This window comes from Herbaspirillum sp. LeCh32-8 (genome assembly GCF_017814915.1).
In the GTDB taxonomy this organism is placed as follows: domain Bacteria; phylum Pseudomonadota; class Gammaproteobacteria; order Burkholderiales; family Burkholderiaceae_D; genus Herbaspirillum.
The window spans coordinates 32,017-54,063 of record NZ_JAGIPZ010000007.1 but is presented as its reverse complement, the minus strand read 5'-3'; the positions used below and the strand labels follow the sequence as shown (position 1 = coordinate 54,063).

The 22,047-nt window shown below is 63.9% G+C and carries 17 protein-coding genes; 6 read left to right on the top strand and 11 right to left on the bottom strand.

Annotated features, from left to right (window positions below; genetic code table 11):
* Nucleotides 1-147: 147 nt before the first annotated feature.
* From J8I26_RS13850 to J8I26_RS13825, 6 genes are all read right to left on the bottom strand, one after another.
* The gene (locus J8I26_RS13850; protein WP_209607692.1) at nt 148-2,469 is read right to left on the bottom strand and encodes an FdhF/YdeP family oxidoreductase; all 2,322 of its coding nucleotides are present in this window, start codon (nt 2,467-2,469) and stop codon (nt 148-150) included.
* Between the two features lie 187 nt (nt 2,470-2,656).
* Entirely contained in the window at nt 2,657-2,896 is a 240-nt protein-coding gene (locus tag J8I26_RS13845) for a hypothetical protein (protein ID WP_209607691.1), read from the bottom strand.
* Nucleotides 2,897-3,035: 139 nt separating this feature from the next.
* Nucleotides 3,036-4,148 carry a catalase family protein gene (locus J8I26_RS13840; protein WP_209607690.1) on the bottom strand — a complete coding sequence of 371 codons (1,113 nt, stop codon included), beginning with the start codon at nt 4,146-4,148 and terminating at the stop codon, nt 3,036-3,038.
* 97 nt (nt 4,149-4,245) lie between these two features.
* Nucleotides 4,246-4,746, bottom strand: a complete 501-nt coding sequence (locus J8I26_RS13835) for a CinA family protein (protein WP_209607689.1) — start codon at nt 4,744-4,746, stop codon at nt 4,246-4,248.
* Between the two features lie 132 nt (nt 4,747-4,878).
* Nucleotides 4,879-5,109 carry a hypothetical protein gene (locus J8I26_RS13830; RefSeq protein ID WP_209607688.1) on the bottom strand — a complete coding sequence of 77 codons (231 nt, stop codon included), beginning with the start codon at nt 5,107-5,109 and terminating at the stop codon, nt 4,879-4,881.
* 69 nt (nt 5,110-5,178) lie between these two features.
* Complete coding sequence (locus tag J8I26_RS13825) at nt 5,179-6,702, bottom strand: YihY/virulence factor BrkB family protein (RefSeq protein ID WP_245200326.1); 1,524 nt, start codon at nt 6,700-6,702, stop codon at nt 5,179-5,181.
* Between the two features lie 301 nt (nt 6,703-7,003).
* On the opposite strand from J8I26_RS13825, the gene J8I26_RS13820 reads away from it, so the two are divergent.
* Entirely contained in the window at nt 7,004-8,437 is a 1,434-nt protein-coding gene (locus tag J8I26_RS13820) for an NAD-dependent succinate-semialdehyde dehydrogenase (RefSeq protein WP_209607687.1), read from the top strand.
* Between the two features lie 473 nt (nt 8,438-8,910).
* Here J8I26_RS13820 and J8I26_RS13815 read toward each other — a convergent pair whose 3' ends face one another.
* From J8I26_RS13815 to J8I26_RS13805, 3 genes are all read right to left on the bottom strand, one after another.
* Nucleotides 8,911-12,066, bottom strand: coding sequence for a DNA translocase FtsK (locus tag J8I26_RS13815; RefSeq protein ID WP_209607686.1), 3,156 nt, complete (start codon nt 12,064-12,066; stop codon nt 8,911-8,913).
* Between the two features lie 120 nt (nt 12,067-12,186).
* A complete protein-coding gene (locus tag J8I26_RS13810) occupies nt 12,187-12,765 on the bottom strand; it encodes a DNA-3-methyladenine glycosylase I (protein WP_209607685.1) in 579 nt (192 codons plus the stop codon).
* 27 nt (nt 12,766-12,792) lie between these two features.
* Nucleotides 12,793-13,800 (bottom strand): serine/threonine protein kinase, encoded by a 1,008-nt coding sequence (locus tag J8I26_RS13805; RefSeq protein WP_209607684.1) that lies wholly within the window; start codon nt 13,798-13,800, stop codon nt 12,793-12,795.
* Nucleotides 13,801-13,945: 145 nt separating this feature from the next.
* Here J8I26_RS13805 and J8I26_RS13800 point away from each other — a divergent pair, with 145 nt between their 5' ends.
* Nucleotides 13,946-14,641 carry a UPF0149 family protein gene (locus tag J8I26_RS13800; protein ID WP_209607683.1) on the top strand — a complete coding sequence of 232 codons (696 nt, stop codon included), beginning with the start codon at nt 13,946-13,948 and terminating at the stop codon, nt 14,639-14,641.
* A 403-nt stretch (nt 14,642-15,044) separates the two neighbouring features.
* Here J8I26_RS13800 and orn read toward each other — a convergent pair whose 3' ends face one another.
* Nucleotides 15,045-15,638 carry an oligoribonuclease gene (gene orn, locus J8I26_RS13795; RefSeq protein ID WP_209607682.1) on the bottom strand — a complete coding sequence of 198 codons (594 nt, stop codon included), beginning with the start codon at nt 15,636-15,638 and terminating at the stop codon, nt 15,045-15,047.
* Nucleotides 15,639-15,842: 204 nt separating this feature from the next.
* Between orn and J8I26_RS13790 the strand changes: the two genes are divergently transcribed.
* The 3 genes from J8I26_RS13790 to rsgA all read left to right on the top strand — a co-directional run bounded on the left by J8I26_RS13790 (nt 15,843) and on the right by rsgA (nt 18,497).
* Entirely contained in the window at nt 15,843-17,120 is a 1,278-nt protein-coding gene (locus J8I26_RS13790) for a M48 family metallopeptidase (RefSeq protein WP_209607681.1), read from the top strand.
* Nucleotides 17,121-17,208: 88 nt separating this feature from the next.
* Nucleotides 17,209-17,565 (top strand): 4a-hydroxytetrahydrobiopterin dehydratase, encoded by a 357-nt coding sequence (locus J8I26_RS13785; protein WP_209607680.1) that lies wholly within the window; start codon nt 17,209-17,211, stop codon nt 17,563-17,565.
* Nucleotides 17,565-18,497, top strand: coding sequence for a ribosome small subunit-dependent GTPase A (rsgA, locus tag J8I26_RS13780; protein ID WP_209607679.1), 933 nt, complete (start codon nt 17,565-17,567; stop codon nt 18,495-18,497). Before J8I26_RS13785 ends, rsgA begins: the two co-directional genes overlap by 1 nt.
* Nucleotides 18,498-18,566: 69 nt before the next feature.
* On the opposite strand, the gene J8I26_RS13775 is transcribed toward rsgA, so the two are convergent.
* Nucleotides 18,567-20,759, bottom strand: coding sequence for a TonB-dependent siderophore receptor (locus J8I26_RS13775; RefSeq protein WP_209607678.1), 2,193 nt, complete (start codon nt 20,757-20,759; stop codon nt 18,567-18,569).
* A gap of 328 nt (nt 20,760-21,087) precedes the next feature.
* On the opposite strand from J8I26_RS13775, the gene argF reads away from it, so the two are divergent.
* Nucleotides 21,088-22,002, top strand: a complete 915-nt coding sequence (gene argF, locus J8I26_RS13770; RefSeq protein WP_209607677.1) for an ornithine carbamoyltransferase — start codon at nt 21,088-21,090, stop codon at nt 22,000-22,002.
* Nucleotides 22,003-22,047 lie beyond the last annotated feature (45 nt).

The following is a 22,047-nucleotide window of genomic DNA, read 5'->3' as shown; positions in this document are numbered from 1 at the left end:
TGATGATTCCAGTCTAGGCAAGCGGGCGGCTGCGCATAAGTCGGCGCACGGCGGCACCTGCCGTGGGAAAGCCAGCGGCAAGTCGTCGGCGTGATCCTGCATCGCCGACGGCTTGCGCCTACAGCCGCTGGCGCGGCGGTGCTGCGCTCACGCCGCAGCGATCTCGGGCACCTCGGCAATCAGGCGCACCGGCACCGATTTCCCGGCCGGCACCTTGCTCTCCAACGCGTGGTGCGACAGCGGGATCAGCGGGTTCAGCTCGGGGAAGTACCCCATCACGCACCCCTGCGGAATATCGAAGGGTTCCACCCTCAGGCGGCTGACCTGGCGCGCCACGCCATCGGTCGACACCGTCTGCGCGGTGACGAAACTGCCAGCCTCCAGCGCATGCTCAAGCATATCGCGCCGGTTCATCAGCAACACGCGCCGCGTACCCCAAACGCCGCGAAAACGGTCGTCCAGCGAATATACGGTCGTGTTGAACTGGCTGTCGCCCCGCACGGTCATCAGGCGAAGCACGCCGGGCGCATCGGCCGGCATGTCCGTGTCGGGTTCGTAGCCTGGCGGTGTGATGAAGTTGGCGCGGCCGTTGGGCGTCTTCCACTTGCGCTCGCGCGCGGCCAGCGGCCGCGGGAAACCGCCCGGTTTCCACATGCGCGCGTTGAAGTCGCGGAAGATGTCCGGATAGGTCGCCTCGATGGCGTCGCGGATGCGCGCATAGTCAGCCACCCAGGCGTCCCAGTCCACCTGCGGGTTGAACGGCAACAGGCGCTTGGCCAACTCGGCCACGATGGCCGGCTCCGACAGCAGATGCTCGGACGCCGGCTTGGCCATGCCGCGCGAGCCGTGCATGCAGCCGGTGCTGTCTTCCACCGCCACCGCCTGCTCGCCGCCGGACTGGCGATCGACCTCGATGCGCCCCAGGCAAGGCAGCAGATAGGAGGTCTTGCCGTGGATCACGCAGCTGCGGTTGAAGTGGGTCACCACCTGAACCGTCAGCGGGATCTCACGCCAGGCCGGTTCGATCTGATCATGATCGGGAATGGCGCGCACGAAATTCCCGCCCAGCATGAAGAAGGCCGAAATGCCGCCGCGCTGGATCTCTTCGCAAGCCTCCACCGTGTTGAGCCCCTTCTCCATCGGCGGCTCGAAATGATAAAGCTCGCGCAGCCGGTCGTTGGGCACCAGCGCCGGCTTCTCGGTAATGCCGACGGTGCGCTGCCCCTGCACATTGGAATGGCCGCGGATCGGGCAGATGCCGGCGCCCGGCTTGCCGATATTGCCGCGCATGAGCAGCAGGTTGGTCAACATGTGAATGGTGCGCACGGCTTCGCGGTGCTGGGTGATGCCCATGCCGTACATGAGCATGGTGGCGCCGGCCTTGGCATAGGTCTCTGCCGCCTGCTCCAGCTCGGCGCGGGTGACGCCGGCATGACGTTCGATCTCCTCCCACCGGGCATTGCGCGCGGCTTGCGCAAACTCGCCGAAGCCCTCGGTATGTTGCTCGATGAAGGCGACGTCAATAATGCGCTCGCCGCCCGTCGCGAGCGCGGCGTCGTCCATCGCCAGCAGGTGCTTGGCCATGCCCATCACCGCGGCGGTGTCGCCGCCGATCTTGATCTGCAGGTATTGCGAGCTGATCGCGGTGCGCGCCGGCGTGAGCATCTCCAGCGGCGACTGCGGATTGACGAAACTCACCAGGCCGCGCTCGCGCAGAGGGTTGAAGGTGATCACCGGCACCCCGCGCTTGCGCGCCGCCTCCAGCGGGTGCAGCATGCGCGGCGCGTTGGTGCCGGTGTTGTGGCCGAAGAAAAGGATGCAGTCGGTCTTCTCGAAGTCGTCCAGCGTCACCGTGCCGACCGGCACGCCGATGGTCTTGGGCAAGGCCACCGAGGTCGATTCGTGGCACATGTTGGAACTGTCAGGCAGGTTGTTGGTGCCGTACATGCGCGCCATCAGCTGGTACATGTAGGAAGTCTCCAGCGAGGCCCGGCCGGAGGCGTAGAAGACCACCTTCTTCGGATCCATCGCCTTGAGCTGCGCGCCGATGTCATCGAAGGCGGCGCGCCAGCTGACCGGCAGATAACGATCGCTGGCGGCGTCGTACTTCATCGGCTCGGTGACCCGGCCGGACGACTCCAGCTCAAGATCGTTCCACGTTTCCATTTCCCCCACCGTATGCGCGGCGAAGAATTCGGGCGTGGCGCGCTTGTCGGTGATCTCCCATGCTGTGGCCTTGGCGCCGTTCTCGCAGAACTCGAACATGTGCGGATCGGCCGGCTTGGCCCAGGAGCAGCTGACGCAGGCAAAGCCCTCGGGCTTGTTCTGCTTCAGCAGCACACGCGTTCCTGTAGCGACCACGTGCTCCTGCACCAGGATCGATGCCAATGCCTTGACCGAGCCCCAGCCGCCGGCCGAGTTGGTGTATTCACCGAAGCGAGCCTGCTCCGGATTGTCCTTGGTTTTCATATCGCATCTCCGTGCTGTTTTGGCGCGGCGCGTCGTGTTCTGCACGGCTGATCCTATGGGCGGATCAGGCGCGCGCAGCCTTCGCGTCCGATACGCTCATCTTGGAATCATCGCGGGGATTTGACTGTAGGCGCGCAGCGGTTTCGCTTGCGGCCGTTTTCCTACAGGGAGCGTGCGGGCGTGACGTCTATTCGGGGCGACCGGGATTGTCGAGCTCGGCCAGCACCAGCTCGACCTGCAGGCACTGGATCTTGAGACTCTTGACGGCCTTGCGGTAGGCGCGCATGGAATTGACTTCGGGCACCGCGCCCGCGCCCTTGGAGGCGCGCACGGCGTCGATCATGATGTCGGAGAGCATGGACGTAGCCTGGTCGTGCGCCCCTTTGAGCGCCACCAGGCTGTCAAGCAGGGCAAGCCGCCTTTCCATCGCCATCTCCGCATCCCCCATTGAATTGGTGAATGTGGAGTGTAACCAAATATGAAGTTTTTTGCGTAATCAAAAAGCTCATCAACGCACTCTTGCCGTTGCTCGACGCCCGCGCTCATTTGGCGGACGGCAACAGATTTCAATCCGGCAATTCCTCGAAGCTGGACGGCTCCTTCAGGCTACGGCCGTTGCGCTCGGCGCGAAAGCGCGCCGACATCTCGTACGCCGCCTTGCGCACACGCATGATGGAACCGATCGGACGGTGCGCCGCCACCCCGTGCCAAGGCGAGAACGACATGCCGTCATCCACCGCGTAGGAGCGCGGCCCGCTCCACGCCACCTGCGCCGGGATCCGGATGCGCGCCACCGGCACATAGGGGCTCAGTTCTTCCGGCCATGGCACGGCGGCGTCTTCTACCGGCATGCGTTCGAGATCCGTACACAACTGCACGCACAGCTCCCATTCGGCGCCGCTGGCGGCGAAGAAATTACAGACCGCGTCGCGCAGGCCGTCGGGCTTTTCCTTCAGGTCGACCGGACTGCCGGCCAAGGCCTGCAGCTCGGGCGAGCACGGCGTCACCGCCACCTTGGCCATGTACGGCCCCCACAAAATGGGCGCCTGGCTGAAGTAGGTTTCGCCCAGGATGTGCGTCTCCGGGTGGCCGCCCAGCGCCACCAGCGTGGCGCTTTGCTTGCCGGCCGATTCCAGCATGTGTTCGGCGCCGCGCAGCAGCGCCGAGAGCACTTGTTTGAGCTCCGGCGCCTTGTCGGTGGTGGCCGCCAGCAGCTTCAGGTTGGCCAGAAATTTCTTTGCGCTCGGGGCGGAAAAGGCCGGGCTGTCCACCAGCACGAAATCCTGCGTGACATCGCCCTCGCTGCCGGGCAGGCGTTCGCCTTCCACGCCCACGATCTTCAGCGCCATGCCGCGCGGGGTCGAGACCTTGTCGTTGAGCATATCGCCCGGCGTGGTCGACAAGCGCATCAGCAAGGGCCGCGTGCCGGGCTGCGCAAAGATGCCCTGAGCGTGCGTGGACGGCAGGTTCGGCAACACCTCGATCACGCCGCGCAGCAAGCCGTGGCTTTTGGCGTGCACCGCACGCTGGGCATGATCGGAATGCTTGAAGACGGTCTCCGAAATGCTGGTCAGCGCGTCGACCAGGCCGGCCTCGGTTTGCTTTTCATCCGGCTCCAGGATCTCGTAGGACGGGTCGTAGGTAACGGGTGCATCAAGGTGGCGGTCGTTCATTTTCATGGCTGCCTCATTCGGAAAGGGGAAGAAGGGAGAAAGACAAACAACGCATTGGCGTGATGCGGCGAAGGACGGCCGGATCAATGGCTGCATTCAGGCTTCAGGCGAAACGCCGCCGCAGCTCTTCCTGTTCGCGACGCGCCAGCTCCTGATGGCGCGCGGGCAGTTGCGCCACCGCGTGGTCGGCAACCATGCGGCGCACCTCATCGGCGCCGCCGCGAAACAACAATGTCTCAGTACAAGTGCGCACCCAGCCTGCGGCCAGCATGGCCCAGGCGAAACAGACACGGCCGGAATCAGCATGACCGACATTGGCCAGCGCGAAATTGGCGCTGCTCTGATCCAGCGCGGCGATCGCCGCCTCCATCGCAACCTCTTCGCTGGTTCGGCCGAAACGTTGCAGTGTGGTCTGCGCCACGCCCAGCACTTGCCGCTCGGCGCCCGGCCCGTCGATGACGAAGCTGCACTGCAGCCAGCGCGCCGAGGCATCCATCGCCCCCAATCGCGCCGCCACCTCGCCTGAGGTGCAGGACTCGACCGAGGCCAGCAGCAGGCGCTGCTGTTGCAGGTAGACGGCGATGGCGTTCCAGTCGGTGGGCATGGGGATCTCCGGGATGATGACCTCATGCTACGCAAGGGCGCGCACGACAACGATCAGCGCCTGCCGCGCAGGTTTGTGGGAATCCGCCGCCGTTGCCCTTCGCGGTTCTTGATGAGCCTGTGTCCTTCGCGCTCAGGGCGGCAGGTCGCCGACCGAGGGCATGCGGTTGCGCGGCGGATCGGCTTCGTCAAGACCATCCACGATGGCGCCGGCCGCGCCTTGCAGGGTGGAGGACAACTTGCGGCCGGCGTCGCCCAGCGCGGACGGCATATCGGCATTGCCTTCGCGCATGGCCTTGCGCAGCGACCACGCGGCCAATACGCCTACAGTCAGGGCCAGCATCTGGATGGCTTTGAGTTTCATGTCGTTTGCTCCTTCCTGGTTTGAATGACGAAATGATGGATGGCGGATGGCTGCGCCTGCCGATTGTGTTCAGGTCGAGGCTGCGCCGGAGCCCTTTTGCGAACGCTCCTGCCGGCCGGAGCCGTCCTTGCTTTTCTTGCCGGCACGGATTGCGTCGATGGCTTGCTGCGCCTGCTCCACGCTGCCCTGCTTGTCGTCCGGCGCGCCGGCCAGTTTCTGGCGCAGCGCGCGCGAGCCGAAATTGTTGGCGTAGATCCAGGTGAACTCGGCGCCCAACAGGAAGATCTGCGCCGAGTAGTAGATCCACACCAGCAGCAGCGCGAATGAGCCGGCGGCGCCGAAACCGGAGGTCATGCCGGCGCGGCCGAGGTAGAGCCCGATCAGATACTTGCCGATGATGAACAGCACCGTGGTGGCCACCGCGCCGATCCAGACGTCGCGCCACGACAGCGTCACGCGCGGCATGAACTTGTAGATCACCGAGAACAGCGTCGAGAACACCACGAAGGACAGCACGAAGTTGAGCGCCTGCAGCACCAGCTGCCAGCCCTCGAACCAGCCGCCCCACCAGCGCCCCAGCGCCGCCAGCGCGGCGCTCACCACCAGCGAGATGATCAGCAGAAAACCGAGCCCCAGGATCAGGCCGAAGGACAGCAGGCGCGTACGCGCCAGCGCCCAGATGCCGCTCTTGCGCTTGACCGTCGGGATGCGCCAGATGCGGTCCAGCGCGCTCTGCAGCTCGGAGAACACCGCAGTGGCGCCGATGGCCAGCGTCACGACCGACAACCCTGCGGCGATCATGCCCTCGCGCGGCTGATTGACCGATTTCAGCAGGCCCTGGATGGCGATCGCCCCTTCGGTGCCGACGACGTCGCGGATCTGGTTGACGATCTCGCCCTGGGCGGCGTCATGGCCGAACAGCATGCCGGCCACCGCGATGGCGATCACCAGCATGGGTGCGATGGAGAAAATGGTGTAGTAGGCGATGGCGGCGCCCATGCTGGGTGCGAAATCGTCCAGCCAGGCGTTGATGGCGGCCATGGTCATTTGCCAGGCCTGCTGCAGGCGCGAGCCGCCTTTGATCATCTTCACTTCGGCGGCCGGATCCAGGTATTCGGAGGGCGCCGGTTCCAGGTCGGCCCTGATGTTGCTGATGCGCGGCGCACCGCCGTCGGCCTGCACCGCGGCCTGGGACTTCACGCGGGCCTTGGCATTGCCCTTGCGCCAGGCCGCCACCAGCGGCAGCACCAGCGTGGCCACGCGCACCGCGCGCTCGATCCCCTGCGGCACCGGATCGGCAGCATTGCGCATGCGGGATGAAGACCTGGCCGGCGGCGCTTTCACTGCGAACTTTGCAGCGGGCTTTGCGGCAGGCTTTTCCGCTGCCTTCGTTATAGGCCCGGCCGGTGTCCTGGCTTGCAGCTTCTGTTTGCGTTTGCGTCCCAGCCAGATGCCCAGCCCGGCGCTGAGCACCGCGCCCGCGGCCACGCCGCCGGCGGCCAACGCGTCGCCCGTCGTGGCCGCGCCCGGTGTTCGCTGCTTGCTGGAAACCGGCGGCAAGCCGGTAGGAAAGTTGTCGGTCTGGCTGCTCATGGGTGCCTCGCTTTGGCATCTGATCTGCCGGTCTGACCCAGCGCCATTTCGATTGTTCCTGTGCCACAGCCGCGCTGACCCACTTGTCGGAAGGCGCTGTCGGAGGCCCGCCCACACCGCCCCTGGGGCAAGACGCGATGCTGCGATGCATGGTATAAATACCGTCCCCGCGACAAACAAGACAGCATCCACAAGACAACGGCAACGTTGCCTCAATAACCACACCGACAGCCGCATCCCCCTGCGCCGCGCCGCAAACGCCGCCGGTGGCATTCCCCAACCAGACGAACGAGGATCGCACATGTATAAGGACGTACAGCTTTTCATCAACGGCGAATGGACCGCCAGCGCCTCCGGCCGCACCATCGACGTGGTCAACCCGGCCACCGAAGAAGTGATCGGCAAGATCGCCCACGCCGGGCGTGAAGACCTTGACCGCGCGCTGGACGCGGCACAGAAAGGTTTCGAGATCTGGCGCAATATTTCCGCCTTCGAACGCTCGAAGATCATGCGCAAGGCCGCCAACCTGCTGCGCGAGCGCGCCGACGACATCGCCCGCCTGATGACCCTGGAGCAAGGCAAGCCCCTGCCCGAAGCCAAGATGGAAACCCTGGGCGCAGCCGACACCATCGACTGGTTCGCCGAAGAAGCTCGCCGCACATACGGCCGCCTGGTGCCGGCCCGCGTGCCGGGCGCTTACCAGATGGTGATCAAGGAGCCGGTCGGCCCGGTGGCGGCGTTCACACCGTGGAATTTCCCGCTCAACCAGGTGGTGCGCAAGATGTCGGCCGCGCTGGCGGCCGGCTGTTCCATCATCGTCAAGGCGCCGGAAGAAACCCCGGCCTCCCCGGCCGAGCTGATCCGCGCCTACGCTGACGCCGGCGTGCCGGCCGGCGTGATCAACCTGGTCTACGGCGTGCCCGCCGAGATCTCGGAATACCTGATCCCGCATCCGGTGATCAAGAAGATTTCCTTCACCGGCTCGACCCCGGTGGGCAAGCAGCTGGCCGCGCTGGCCGGCCAGCACATGAAGCGCGCCACCATGGAACTGGGCGGCCACGCCCCGGCCATGGTGTTTGAAGACGCCGACATCGACGCCGCCGCCAAGAACCTGGCCGCCTCCAAGTTCCGCAATGCCGGCCAGGTGTGCGTCTCGCCGACCCGCTTCCTGGTGCAGAAGAGCGTCTTCAACGCCTTCGTCGACAAGTTCGTCACCTACGCCGAGCAGCTGAAGGTGGGCAACGGCATCGACGCCGGCACCACCATGGGCCCGGTGGCCAACAAGCGCCGCATCCCGGCGCTGGAAGCGCTGATCGACGACGCCGTTTCGCAAGGCGCGCAGCTGCGCACCGGCGGCAAGCGCGTCGGCGACAAGGGTTACTTCTTCCAGCCCACCGTGCTGACCAATGTGCCGCTGTCGGCGCGTGTGATGAATGAAGAGCCGTTCGGTCCGCTGGCGCTGATCAATTCCTTCGACACCCTAGATGAAGTGATCGCCGAAGCCAACCGCCTGCCCTTCGGCCTGGCCGCCTATGCCTTCGCCAAGTCGGCGCACACCAAGCACGCGCTGGCCTCGCGCGTGGAAAGCGGCATGCTGACCATCAACCACCTGGGCCTGGCGCTGCCGGAACTGCCGTTCGGCGGCATCAAGGACAGCGGCTACGGTTCCGAAGGCGGCACCGAGGCGATCGAGGCCTACATCAATACCAAGCTGGTAACGCAGCTGGATATCTGATGCGCTGAAGCGCCGGCGCGTCGCGCTGTCGACGCCCAATGAAAAACGGCGAACCGGGATTCCGGCTCGCCGTTTTTTTCATGTCTGCGCTTGACTGACTGCCCTATCCGCCGACCATAACTCTCATCCCGTCGCTCCTGCATTCTCCGTCGCTCCTGCGAAAGCAGGAGCCCAGCGATGTTTGTCGCGCTTGTCAAACGCTCGCGAGACACGACAAACGACACTAGATCCCGGCCTGCGCCGGGATGACGGAGGAAAATTGACCGCTTCCTCGTCTTGCCATCCTTTGGCTTGTCGTCCTGGCAAAGGTCAGGACCCAGCGGCGTTTGTCGCGCTTGTCAAACGCCTGTGCGTCACAGCGAACGACACTGGATTCCTGCTTTCGCAGGAACGACGCGTATGTGATTGCTCGTTGATATTTCCCGTCGCGCCTGCACTCTGCGCCGCTCCAACGATGACGGCGCGTGCGTGATTTACTCTTCCCCGCCCGACGGCGGCACCAGGATATCCCGGCTGCCGTTGCGCGACATGGCCGACAGCACGCCGGCCGTTTCCATCTGTTCCACCAGCCGCGCGGCGCGGTTGTAACCGATGCGGAACTGGCGCTGCACCGACGAGATCGAGGCGCGGCGCGACTTGAGCACGAAGGCCACGGCCTCGTCGTACAGCGGGTCGGATTCCGGATCGGGCATGTCGCCGCCGAACATGTCGCCCTGCGCTGCATCCTCCGCCATCGGCGGCGCGAGGATCTCTTCGATGTAGCGCGGCTCGCCGAAGGACTTCAGGTATTCCACCACGCGGTGCACTTCGTCGTCGGAGACGAAGGCGCCGTGCACGCGCTGCGGGTAACCCGAACCCGGCGGCAGGAACAGCATGTCGCCATGGCCCAGCAGCGACTCCGCGCCCATCTGGTCGAGCACGGTGCGCGAGTCGATCTTGGAGGACACCTGGAAGGCCACGCGGGTCGGGATGTTGGCCTTGATCAGGCCGGTGATCACGTCCACCGAGGGACGCTGGGTGGCCAGGATCAGGTGGATGCCGGCCGCCCGCGCCTTTTGCGCCAGGCGCGCGATCAGCTCTTCCACCTTCTTGCCGACCACCATCATCAGGTCGGCCAGCTCGTCGATGACGATCACGATGGTGGGCAGCTTGTCCAGCGGCTCCGGTGCGTCCGGCGTCAGGCTGAAGGGGTTGGGGATCTTCTCGCCGCGCGCGTGGGCGTCGGCGATCTTCTGGTTGTAGCTGGCCAGGTTGCGCACGCCCAGCTTGGACATTTTCTTGTAGCGGCGCTCCATCTCGTCCACCGCCCAGTTCAGCGCGTGCGCGGCTTCGCGCATGTCGGTCACCACCGGCGCCAGCAGGTGCGGAATGCCTTCGTAGATCGACAGCTCCAGCATCTTGGGGTCGATCATGATCAGGCGTACTTCGTCAGGCGTGGCCTTGTAGAGCAGCGACAGGATCATGGCGTTGATCGCCACCGACTTGCCCGAACCGGTGGTGCCGGCCACCAGCATGTGCGGCGCACGCGCGAGGTCAGTTACCACCGGCTTGCCGGTGATGTCCTTGCCCATGGCGATGGTCAACAGCGACGACGACTTGCGGTAAGGCTCGGAGCGCACAATCTCGGCCAACTTGATCATCTGCCGGCGCGCATTGGGCAGCTCCAGGCCCATGCAGGTCTTGCCGGGGATGGTCTCGACCACGCGAATCGAGGTCAGGCCCAGCGCGCGCGACAAGTCCTTCATCAGGTTCACCACCTGGGCCCCGCGCACGCCTTGCGCAGGCTCGACCTCGAAACGGGTAATCACCGGGCCGGCCTCGGCGCCCAGCACGGCGACCGGCACCTTGAATTCCTTCAGGCGCTGCTCGATCAGGCGGCCGGTTTCCTGCAGCTGTTCGGCATCGACCTCGATCGCGGCCTCGGCCACCTCATCCAGCAATTCCAGCGAGGGCAGCGGGATGTCGACGTAGGGCTCAGGCTCTTCGTACTCGTACGCCGGCACCGGTTGTACGGAAGCCGGCGCGGCCTGCTCGGGCGCACGCACAGTGAACGCCGGCGCTTGCGGCGGCGCTGACGGCTGCGGCTCTTCGTCGAACAGGGAGGTCGGCGCAGCTGCGGGCGCGATCACGGGTGCCGCTGCAGGCTGCACCTCAACCGCAGGCTCCGGATCGTCCAGCATATCGAACCAAGGCGCGGTGTAACCGGTGGGCGTGGCAGGCATGATCGGGGCGACAGGCTCGACGGGCGCGGCCGACTCGATTTGCGGTGCATCGAAGACGTTTGCCTGCGGCTCGGCTGGTGTTTCCAGCGGCAGCTCTTGCTCGGGAGAGAAGGCCGAGGTCTCCACCGGAGGCGGCATGTCCGACTGCATTGCCCGGAGTGCTTCCATCGGTACGCTCGGCGCCGATGGCTCCACCGGAGCCGCTTGCGGTGTTGGCTCAATGAAGGGGCTGGCAGGCTCGGCAAAAGACGGCGGCAGAACAGATTGAGCAGATTGCACAGGAGCGACAGGCGCGGCAGGCGCAATGTCGGGTTGGACTGCTTCGTCCTTGTACCCCGCCGCTTGCTGCAGCGAGCGCATCAGGCGCGTCGGGATCGTGTCTGCAGGTGCGCCCGGCGCGCCGACCTCGGGCGCCTGGCGCGCGGCGCGACCCACGCTGCTGATGCGGATGCTGCGCGTGGCCTGCGCCGGCGCGGGCTGCCCTTGCGCCACGCGTGCGATCGAGGGCGGGATATGCTGGGCGGCAGGCTCCGGCTGACTGGCGCGCGACAGGCTGGCGTTGGCAGCGGCGCTGGCAGCCGAGATGGCGCTGCTGGCGGCGGCGCGCGCCAGCATGGCCTCGGTCGGGCGCAGGGTTTCGAAGGCAGCCCATTCCGACTCGGGACGCGCGGGCGCGCCCGTAGCGCCGGCAGTGCCCGACTTCAGGGCCGGCCATTTGCCGCCTTGGGCGCCGCCGCTGCGGTTCAACGACGACAGGGGCACCTGCCAATCTTCGCGCGCCTGGCCGTCGCTCACCCGCTCGGTGGGACCGGAGAACCGATTGGGCTGCTTCGGCCCGAACGGCGAAGAGGCATGTCCCGACCCTGCATGCGCCGAGCCTGCGCGCGGCGGCGGCGGTGTACGCTGCATGGTCGGCACGCGGGGCGTGGCGGACAGGCGCTCGTTGCCGCCGAAGCGCTTGCCGCTGCCGGCCATGCGCACGCGTTCGCTCTCGATACTGCCGCGACGCGGGGAGAGATCGAGCTCCGGATGATGCTCATCGTGCTCGGTCCTCGGACCGCGGCTGAACATCGAGCCCACCAGCCACTTCAAGCCCAGCAAGGCCAGCGCGAACATCAGCAGCACGGCGACCGGCTTGCTGACCTTGCCGGCCAGCGCCTGCATCAGCGCAAAACCGAGCATGTCGGCGCGCGCGCCGTCGTCGTCGCCGTCAGCGGTGTTGATCTGCGCGCGCAGCAGCGACTCGATGGCGGCGCTGGAGCACAGCAGCAACAGGCTGCCGACCCAGACGCGGATGGCGCCGCGGCCGCCCAGCGGCGACTTGCGCGCCAGCGCGGAGATGACGGTCCTCAAGACCAGCGGCAGCAGCCATAGCACCGACCAGCCGAACCATTTGACGAAAATCATGCGACTCCCAAACTTCAAGCGGCCGGGCTGGCGCCAGGCCGCATCATGTATCTGTGGCTGCGCCGTGGCGGGACGGCGCAAGCAGCGAGTTTAAACCATCCGGCGAGCCGGGCCGCCGGCTCAGGCGTGCTTGCGGCCATGGCGATGGCAGTCCTGCACATGGTCATCCACCATGCCGATGCCTTGCATGTAGGCGTAGATGATGGTGGAGCCGACGAACTTGAAGCCGCGCTTGGCCAGATCCTTGGACAAGGCGTCCGACAGCGGCGTCTTGGCCGGACACTCGGACAACGACTTCCATGTATTGCGCACCGGCTTGCCGCCGACGAAACCCCACAGGTAGGGATCCAGGCCGCCCACCTCGTCGCACAGCGTCAGGTAGCTGCGCGCGTTGGTGATGGCGGCGGCCACCTTCAGGCGGTTGCGCACGATGCCGGGGTTGGCCAGCAGCTCGGCCACCTTGCGCTCGTCGTAACGGGCGATCTTGCGCGCGTCCCAGTTGTCGAAGGCGGCGCGATAGCTCTCGCGCTTGTTGAGCACGGTCTCCCACGACAGGCCGGCCTGCGCGCCCTCCAGGTTGAGCATCTCGAACAGCCGGGTCTCGTCGTGGCAGGGCACGCCCCACTCCTCATCGTGATAGCTGACGTAGATCGGGTTGTTCAGGTTGACCCAGCCGCAGCGTGTCTTCTCGTTCTTCATGTGTGATCTTGTTCTCTTCGTTCAGGTTCAGACCGGCCACAGCGGCGGCTCGTCCATCAGCGCGATCTGCTCGCGCAGCTCCAGGATGCGGTCCTGCCAATAACGTTGGGTGTTGAACCAGGGGAAGGCCGTCGGGAACGCCGGGTCGTCCCAGCGTCGCGCCAGCCAGGCCGAGTAATGGATCAGGCGCAGCGTACGCAGGGCCTCGATCAGGTACAGCTCGCGCGGCTCGAATTCGCAGAAGCTCTCGTAGCCGGCCAGCAGGTCGGCCAGCTGGCGCACCATGTCGCCCCGCTCGCCCGAGAGCAGCATCCACAGGTCCTGCACCGCCGGGCCGCTGCGGCTGTCGTCGAAGTCGACGAAGTGCGGGCCGGCGTCGGTCCACAGCACGTTGCCGACGTGGCAGTCTCCATGCAGGCGCAATGTCCTGATGTCGCCGGCGCGCTCGAAGCAGCGGCGCACGCCGTCCAGCGCTTGCTGCACCGTGCTCCGGTAGGCGCTCAGCACATCCATCGGGATGAAGTCATGGGCCAGCAGCCAGTCGCGCGGCGCCTCGCCGAAGGTGGCGATGTCCAGCGCCGGGCGCTGCACGAACGGCTGCTGCGCGCCGACGGCGTGGATGCGGCCGATGAAACGGCCCATCCATTCCAGCGTGTCCGGATTGTCCAGCTCGGGGGCGCGGCCGCCGTGACGTTGAAATACGGTAAAGCGAAAGCCCGCATGACGGTGCAATGTCGCGCCGCCTTCCAGCGCCATGGCCGGCACCACCGGCACTTCGGCGTCGGCCAGCTGTTGCGAGAACGCGTGTTCTTCCAGGATCTGGGCGTCGCTCCAGCGTTGCGGACGGTAGAACTTGGCCACCACCGGCGGGCCGTCTTCCATCCCGACCTGATAGACGCGGTTTTCATAGCTGTTCAGGGCCAGCAGGCGGCCGTCGCCATACAAGCCGACCGCGTCCAGCGCATCGAGCACGGTATCGGGGGAAAGCGTGGCGAAGGTGTCGGCGTCGGGGATGGAGCTGGCGAATTCTGTCATCCCCGTATTGTACTGTCCGGGCGGTGACCTCAGTGTGTCAGAACGGTCCTGCGGCCGCGCCTGGGCGTGTGGACAAGCTGACAATGCTCGCACGGCTGGCCGAATCCCATTAAACTTCCGCTTTTGGCATCAGCAATTAACCATCATGCACCTCGACCAGCCCCTTTCCGACGCCGAGTTCGACGAACTCGACGATTTCCTCCTGTCCGACCGCTGCGCCGACGATGTCATGACCATGGACACGTTGCACGGTTACCTGACCGCGCTGGCGATCGGCCCGCAAGAAGTCTTGATGGCCGAATGGCTGCCGCGCGTCTGGGGCAGCCGCCCGGAAGACACGCCCAAGTTCAAGAACGGCAAGGAAGCCGAGCGCATCAGCAGCCTGATCGCTCGCACCATGAACGAGATCGCCATCACCTTCGAAGTGGCGCCCAAGGAATACGAACCGCTGTTCTGCGAGCGCGAGCATGAAGGCAAGCCGCTGCTGGACGCCGAGGCCTGGGCCTGGGGCTTCTGGGAAGGCATCCAGCTGCGCGCCCAGCAATGGGACGAGGTCTTCCATTCCGACCTGGCGCCGCTGATGCGCCCGATCTACCTGCTCGGCTCGGACGAGCTGGAGGAAGAGGAAACCAAGCTGGTCGACGACCCGGTCAAGACCCACAAGCTGGCCATCGAGATCGAGTCGGCCATTCCGCATCTCCACCGCTACTGGGCGCCCAAGCGCAAGTCGGCCGTGGAACAGGTGCAGCGCGACGCGCCCAAGGTCGGCCGCAACGATCCGTGCCCTTGCGGCAGCGGCAAGAAGTACAAGAAGTGCTGCGGGGCGGACGGCGAGGAATAAGCCGGAAAGCAACGCGTCTCCGGTGTTGTGAGACAGAGCTAACGACGCTGGGTCCCTGCTTTCGCAGGGACGACGCGCAAGAGGTCGTCAATGCCTCCCCCTATCAGCTGCCTCACGCTCCTTGTCCCGGTTCTTGATAAGTAGCTTCCCCACGCGCCAGCCAACTATCGTTACAAGTCCGCTGCCTGTCGTTCCTGCGAAAGCAGGAACCCAGTGTCGTTCGGCGCGTCTCTCCAATGCCTGTTGATCGCAACGAAAGACGCTGGATCCAGGCCTGCGCCGGGATGACGGAGGCGTTGCCGGATTGACGAAAAAACGGCGCGCCAGCTTGATGCCAGCGCGCCGTTTTCATTTGCTTTCGCTCAGCGGAGACAAAGCCTTGCAGCCCTGCCTCGCTTGCGCCTCATTCCTTGATGAAGTGCTCGCGGTAGTACTTCAGTTCTTCGATGGACTCGACGATGTCGGCCAGGGCCGTGTGCATCTGGCGCTTCTTGAAGCCGGTGGCGATTTCCGGCTTCCAGCGCTTGCACAGTTCCTTCAGCGTGGACACGTCCAGGTTGCGGTAGTGGAAGAACTCTTCCAGCTTGGGCATGCCGCGCACCATGAAGCGACGGTCCTGGCAGATCGAGTTGCCGCACATGGGCGACTTGCCGGCCGGCACGTATTTCTTCAGGAACTCGATGATCGCCTTCTCGGCGTCGGCTTCGGTCACGGTCGAGGCCTTGACGCGGTCGATCAGGCCGGAACGGCCGTGGGTGCCCTTGTTCCAGGCATCCATGCCGTTGAGGATCTCGTCGGACTGGTGGATCGCCAGCACCGGGCCTTCGCCCAGCACGTTGAGCTGGGAATCGGTGACCACCACCGCCACTTCGATGATGCGATCGTTGTCCGGATCCAGCCCGGTCATCTCCATATCGACCCAGATCAGGTTCAATTCATTCGGACGGACCGGCACGGCGGGGACTTGCCCGGCGTTGGCGTCGGCGGCTTGTGACATAATTCTTCCTTATTGACGTAGGGGTAACGCACCCCATCTGCTGTTTGTTCGTTTGCTAGCTTGCGCTTGCTGTCGGGAATGATCCCGGGTCGCAGGGTCGGATTGGACCCGGAGCCGGATTCGGCGTCCTGCTGCGCAGCACCGTCCCGGATGTCCCGGAGGCGGGCCGGCATTGAACCTCCGCCATTTTCGCACAGGGAAAGAATGTCTTCACTTACGTTTTCGGTTTTGTTCGTCGCCTTCCTGGCCTTGAGCCTGGCGGTCCGCTTCTGGCTCGCCTCGCGCCACATCCGCCACGTGCTGACGCACCGGGCCGCGGTGCCGGCCGAATTCACCGAGAAAATCCCGCTGTCGGCCCACCAGAAGGCGGCCGACTATACGGTCGCGCGCACCAAGTTCGGCCTGGTGACCTTGCTGGTCAACGCCGCCGTGCTGATCGCCTTCACCCTGCTGGGCGGCCTGCAGGCGCTGTCCAGCCTGCTGCTGGCTTGGACCGGCGGCCCCGACATGTGGTACCAGATCGGGCTGGTGGCGGCCTTCGGCATCATCTCCGGCCTGGTCGACCTGCCCTTCGACTATTACCGCCAGTTCAAGCTGGAAACCCGCTTCGGCTTCAACAAGATGACCCGCGCGCTGTTCTTCAGCGACATGATCAAGCAGTCGCTGGTGGGCGCGGTGATCGGCCTGCCGCTGCTGTGGGTGGTGCTGACGCTGATGAGCAAGGCCGGCGCACTGTGGTGGTTCTACGCCTGGGCCGTGCTGTGCGCCTTCCAGCTGCTGATGCTGGTGATCTACCCCAGCTTCATCGCCCCGCTGTTCAACAAATTCACCGCGCTGGAGGACGACAGCCTGCGCAGCCGTATCGAGAACCTGATGACCCGCGTCGGCTTCGCCTCCAAGGGTCTGTTCGTGATGGACGGCTCCAAGCGCAGCGCGCACGGCAATGCATATTTTTCGGGCTTCGGTTCGGGCAAGCGCATCGTGTTCTTCGACACCCTGCTGGCGCGTCTTGCGCCGCACGAGATCGAGGCGGTGCTGGCGCACGAGCTGGGCCACTTCAAGCTCAAGCACATCGTCAAGCGCGTGGTGGTGATGTTCGCCATCTCGCTGGGTTTCCTGGCGCTGCTGGGTTACCTGAAGGGCCAGGTCTGGTTCTACACCGGCCTGGGCGTGAACCCGCTGCTGTTCGGCAGCAACGACGGCATGGCGCTGATCTTGTTCATGCTGGCGCTGCCGATCTTCACCTTCCTGCTCTCGCCGCTGTCTTCGCTGACTTCGCGCAAGCATGAGTTCGAGGCCGACGCCTTCGCGGCACAGCACACCAATGCGCAGGACCTGGTCTCGGCGCTGGTCAAGCTCTACGAAGACAATGCCTCGACCCTGACGCCCGATCCGCTGCACTCGGCCTTCTACGACTCACACCCGCCGGCGGCGCTGCGCATCGGCCGGCTGAACCTGGCGCAAGGCGCCGCGGGCCACTGACCGGCCCAACCATGAACATGTTCCGGCTGCGGCGGTCCACCTGAAGACAGGCACCGCAACCCGCCGCAACCGGAACCAAGGAGAACCCATGAGCATCACCGCAAACACACTGGCCACCAGCCGCTGCGCCCATCAGGTCACGGCGCTGGACGAGGCCGCCATTGCACAACACATCGCCGCCCTGCCCGAGTGGAAGATCGACGGCGGCAAGCTGGCGCGCAGCTTCGCCTTCAAGGACTATTACCAGACCCTGGCCTTCGTCAACGCGATCGCCTGGATCATCCACGCCGAAGACCACCATCCCGACCTGGCTGTGAGCTACAACCGCTGCGGCGTGAAGTTCGACACCCACAGCGTCAACGACGGTAAAGGCGGCCTCTCGATCAACGACTTCATCTGCGCGGCCAAGGTCGACGCCGTGTTCGCCCAACGCAACGCATCCTGATGGCCTCCAAGAAATCCCACGCCGCGCCGCGCCAGGCGGCCGGCGCACTCGAATCCGGCCTGGTGATTGCCGCCCACGGGCGGCATTATCTTGTCCAGGCCGGCGAGCAGAAACTGCAATGCGTCACCCGCGGCAAGAAGAGCGACGTCGCCGTGGGCGACCGCATCCGCTTCGCCCGCACCTCGCCCAACCAGGGCGTGGTGGAGTCCATCGACGACCGCAAGACCCTGCTGTATCGCTCCGACCAGTACAAGTCCAAACTGCTGGCGGCCAACGTCGACCAGCTCTTCATCGTGGTGGCGACCGAGCCCAGCTTCTCGGACGACCTGGTGTCGCGCTCGCTGGTGGCGGCGGAATCGGCCGGCGTCTCGCCGCACCTGATCCTGAACAAGACCGACATCACCGAAGCGCTGCCGAAGACGCGCGAGCGCCTGCAGGTGTATGCGCGCCTGGGCTACCCGGTGCACGAGGTGTCGGCCACCACCCAACCTGAAGAGGCGCGCGCGGCCTTCATGCCACTGCTGCACGGCAAGAGCACCATCCTGATCGGGCAGTCGGGCATGGGCAAGTCCTCGCTGATTAACCTGATCATCCCTGACGCCGACATCGCCGTGCGCGAAATCTCGGCTGCGCTCGACACCGGCAAGCACACCACCACCTTCACCCGCCTGTACCAGATGGAGGGTGAAGCCAGCATCATCGATTCGCCCGGCTTCCAGGAGTTCGGCCTCTACCAGCTCTCCGAAGGCATGCTGGAGCGCGCCTTCCGCGACTTCACGCCCTACCTCGGCAAATGCCGCTTCTACAACTGCCACCACCTGAGCGAACCGGGCTGCGCCGTGCTGGAGGCGGTTCAGGCTGGCGAGATCGCCGGCCTGCGGCACCAGCTGTATGCGCAGCTGGTGCATGAGTCGTCGCAAAAATTATATTAATTCTCTGTTTCCCCTCATAAAAAAACCGCTTCAAATACGAGCGGTTTTTTTATTGTTTGCAGTGACAACTTAGAATCTGTAAGACGCCGACAGGTACGCACTACGCGGAGAACCAGGCACGATCTGACTCACATCGGTTGAGGTCGAATAGTACTTGCGATCGGCAAGATTGGTCACTGCCAGCGTAAGCTCTACCTGAGGGAAACGGTATCCGATTTTGCCATCCCACCGCGTATAGCCCGGCAAGGCAAGCAAATTGTTACGATCGACATAACGTGGCCCTTCATAGACCAGACCTGTCTCGGCAAAGAATCCTTGTACCGGTGCGTAACCAATGAAAATGTTGCCGTTTTTCTGCGCCACCCCCGTAGATCGATTGCCCTTGAGATTTGCTTCGCTCGCCTGAGTCTCGACCAACCTCGCGTTCTGTACCGCAAAGCCGCTACGAATAAACCAGTCGCGCGCCAGCTCACCATTTACACTCAGCTCCACACCTCGATTGCGCTCAAGGCCATTGACCACATACACATCCGGATTGCTGGACACCAGCGCCCTGCGATTGTAGAGATCGAGCTGAAACACCGATAACGTGGTACTGATTGTTCTATTGATCCAATCACTCTTTACACCGGCTTCGTATTGGCGACTGTATTGAGGCCCAACACCGACGTTGGTACGGTTGGCATTTTGGCCCAGCAATTCACCACCGAACGGTGAAAAGTTCTTGCTATATGACAGATAAAAACTGTGATCGGCAACCGGTGTCCAGACCAGGCCCGCGCGCGGACTCAATACCGATGGCGTTGAGCGCCGGGCCTGCATAGGCAGAGCACCAACCCTGACTGAACGATAATCGACTTCATAGCTATCCCAACGCAACCCTGCCAGCAGAGTAAGTTGAGGATTAAACTTGATCAGATCCTGTCCATAAACAGAATAAGAACGCGCATCATAGGCAGCTCTGGAATCCGACGATAGAACTCCGCCGCTACCGATATTGTTATTGGGCGCAAGCACCGATATCGTTGAAGGTGCTAAGGAATATTGCCGTAATCGCGAATCGCGATTTTGCTTGCCATATTCAAGGCCAGCAAGAATCTGATGCGCCACCGCAGCCGTATTGAACTTGCCTTCCAGCTCCAGATTGGATTGCAGATTACGTTGAAACAGATCTTGCTGGAACCGTGTGCGCGGCGCCTGATAATTCGGATAAGTACCGGTTCCTGCGCCGTTAACGTAGGTGTTATCGAACGGACTATCGACATTCATCAGGCTGATCACATGACGGATTTCCCAATCAGGATTGAGTTTGTGCGTAAAGATCGAGCGCAACCGGACATTGGTATCTTTGATGTAGTCGCGTCCGAAACGGCCATACGTCGTTTCGATGGCTGCCGGCGGCAAACTGAGCTTGCCGTTGGCGCCTCTAATGGCTGGCAGCCCCCGATCAGGAACCCGATCAAATTCTCCATACTCCGCCTGTAGCAGCCAACTGCTGGTCTTGTTATCCCACTTCACGGATGGCGCGAGATATTGGCGCGTACTGTCGACACCATTACGAAAACTATCAGCATGTTCCCGACCTGCGTTGAGGCGCACCGCCCATTCGTCGTTGATGACACGATTGATATCGACGGCAGAACCGATCCGGCCATAGCTACCAGCAGTCAAACTCGCGCTGCTGGAGACATCGACGCCGGGTTGCTTGCTGATGCGATTGATAACACCACCGCCACTGCCTCGTCCATACAACACGGCAGCCGGCCCCTTGAGCACTTCCACCCGCTCAATATTCCCCAATCCGCGTATGTATTGCATGTCGTCGCGAATGCCATCAAGCATCAAGTCATTCGTGCTGGAAAAACCGCGGATTCTGAAAGTGTCGAATCTGGTGTCTGATATGTTCGATATTCCCGGCACGCCACTTAGCGCATCGGCCAGAGTGCGCCCGCCATACGACGCCACCTGCTCCACGCTGACGCTGTCGATGGTCTGCGGCACCTCACGCACATCGACGGCGGTACGCGTGGCCGTGGCGACCTTGCCGGGCCGCGGATCATAGTGGCTGCGCTCGCTGCGCACTTCGACGGCGGGCAGGCTGTTGTTGTCGCCGCCTTCGGCGGCATACAACGCAGGAGCGCCGAAGACGGCGCACAGCGCCAGCGGCAAGGCGCGCAGCCGAGCATGGCGAGCCGATCGCGCGCCTTGCGCATGTGGTGCACGCTGGGGATAGAATGGGCGAGGGAGCTGCTGAGAAAACATGTCGTGCCTACCTTGGACAGAAAAGCGGAGCGCAATTCTAGGTTGGCAAATGAGAACAATTCGCATCGATAGACGGCGCCGATGCGGATAACATCAGTTAATCGCAATCCGTTCAGCGCGACCTCGTCACGCCCAAGAGAGCGGGTCGATACAAATTCGGAGAGTTTGTCTTTTGGCAATGCATTGCGCCGAATTGCGCGGCAAGCTCCCGCGTCATGCGACAGTTTCCCCAGGGAAAGCCGTGGGTATCTTTTTGGCTCAAAACCCTTATAATCTAACGAGTTACAAATGACCGGCGGCAGGTGCCAACTGGCCGCCGTTTTTATTTATGGCAATCAAACACTACCTTCAGTTTTCCGACTTTACGCTTGATGAATACGAATACGTGATCGAACGTTCTCGTGTGATCAAACGTAAGTTCAAGAATTACGAACCCCACCACACGCTCGCAGACCGCACGCTGGTCATGGTGTTCGAGAAGAACTCGACCCGCACCCGCCTGTCCTTCGAGGCCGGCATGCACCAGATGGGCGGCGCCGCAATCTACCTGAACACGCGCGACAGCCAGCTGGGCCGCGGCGAACCGGTGGAAGATGCGGCGCAGGTGATGTCGCGCATGTGCGACGTGATCATGATCCGCACCTACGGTCAGGAAATCATCGAACGCTTCGCCGCGCATTCGCGCGTGCCGGTGATCAACGGCCTGACCAACGAGCAGCATCCCTGCCAGGTGCTGGCCGACGTGTTCACTTACATCGAACATCGCGGCTCCATCACGGGCAAGATCGTGGCCTGGGTCGGCGACGCCAACAACATGCTGTACTCGTGGCTGCAGGCGGCGGAGGTGTTCGGCTTCCACGTCAACGTCTCCACCCCCAAGGGCTACGACATCGATCCCGCGCAGGTCACGCCGGGCAACAAGAACTACACGTTCTTCGCCAACCCGTCCGATGCCTGCCAGGATGCCGATCTGGTCACCACCGACGTGTGGACCAGCATGGGCTTCGAGGCCGAGAACAACGCCCGCCTGCAAGCCTTCGACGGCTGGATCGTGGACGGCCCCAAGATGGCGCGCGCCAAGAAGGACGCGCTGTTCATGCACTGCCTGCCGGCGCACCGCGGCGAGGAAGTCGCCGCCGAGGTAATCGACGGCCCGCAGTCGGTAGTCTGGGAAGAGGCGGAAAACCGCCTGCACGTCCAGAAGGCCCTGCTCGAATACCTGGTGCACGGCAAGTTCGACTGAACCCGCCGTTCGCCACTCCAAGTCACATCAACACCATCGCAACGT

Coding starts and splice junctions, on each gene's coding strand:
- J8I26_RS13810 (WP_209607685.1), bottom strand. CDS start 12,765: ATGAAGAACGAGAAGACACGCTGCGGCTGGGTCAACCTGAACAACCCG.
- J8I26_RS13805 (WP_209607684.1), bottom strand. CDS start 13,800: ATGACAGAATTCGCCAGCTCCATCCCCGACGCCGACACCTTCGCCACG.
- J8I26_RS13845 (WP_209607691.1), bottom strand. CDS start 2,896: ATGGAAAGGCGGCTTGCCCTGCTTGACAGCCTGGTGGCGCTCAAAGGG.
- J8I26_RS13835 (WP_209607689.1), bottom strand. CDS start 4,746: ATGCCCACCGACTGGAACGCCATCGCCGTCTACCTGCAACAGCAGCGC.
- J8I26_RS13820 (WP_209607687.1), top strand. CDS start 7,004: ATGTATAAGGACGTACAGCTTTTCATCAACGGCGAATGGACCGCCAGC.
- rsgA (WP_209607679.1), top strand. CDS start 17,565: ATGGCCTCCAAGAAATCCCACGCCGCGCCGCGCCAGGCGGCCGGCGCA.
- J8I26_RS13790 (WP_209607681.1), top strand. CDS start 15,843: ATGTCTTCACTTACGTTTTCGGTTTTGTTCGTCGCCTTCCTGGCCTTG.
- J8I26_RS13785 (WP_209607680.1), top strand. CDS start 17,209: ATGAGCATCACCGCAAACACACTGGCCACCAGCCGCTGCGCCCATCAG.
- J8I26_RS13775 (WP_209607678.1), bottom strand. CDS start 20,759: ATGTTTTCTCAGCAGCTCCCTCGCCCATTCTATCCCCAGCGTGCACCA.
- J8I26_RS13815 (WP_209607686.1), bottom strand. CDS start 12,066: ATGATTTTCGTCAAATGGTTCGGCTGGTCGGTGCTATGGCTGCTGCCG.
- J8I26_RS13840 (WP_209607690.1), bottom strand. CDS start 4,148: ATGAAAATGAACGACCGCCACCTTGATGCACCCGTTACCTACGACCCG.
- orn (WP_209607682.1), bottom strand. CDS start 15,638: ATGTCACAAGCCGCCGACGCCAACGCCGGGCAAGTCCCCGCCGTGCCG.
- J8I26_RS13825 (WP_245200326.1), bottom strand. CDS start 6,702: ATGAGCAGCCAGACCGACAACTTTCCTACCGGCTTGCCGCCGGTTTCC.
- argF (WP_209607677.1), top strand. CDS start 21,088: ATGGCAATCAAACACTACCTTCAGTTTTCCGACTTTACGCTTGATGAA.
- J8I26_RS13800 (WP_209607683.1), top strand. CDS start 13,946: ATGCACCTCGACCAGCCCCTTTCCGACGCCGAGTTCGACGAACTCGAC.
- J8I26_RS13850 (WP_209607692.1), bottom strand. CDS start 2,469: ATGAAAACCAAGGACAATCCGGAGCAGGCTCGCTTCGGTGAATACACC.
- J8I26_RS13830 (WP_209607688.1), bottom strand. CDS start 5,109: ATGAAACTCAAAGCCATCCAGATGCTGGCCCTGACTGTAGGCGTATTG.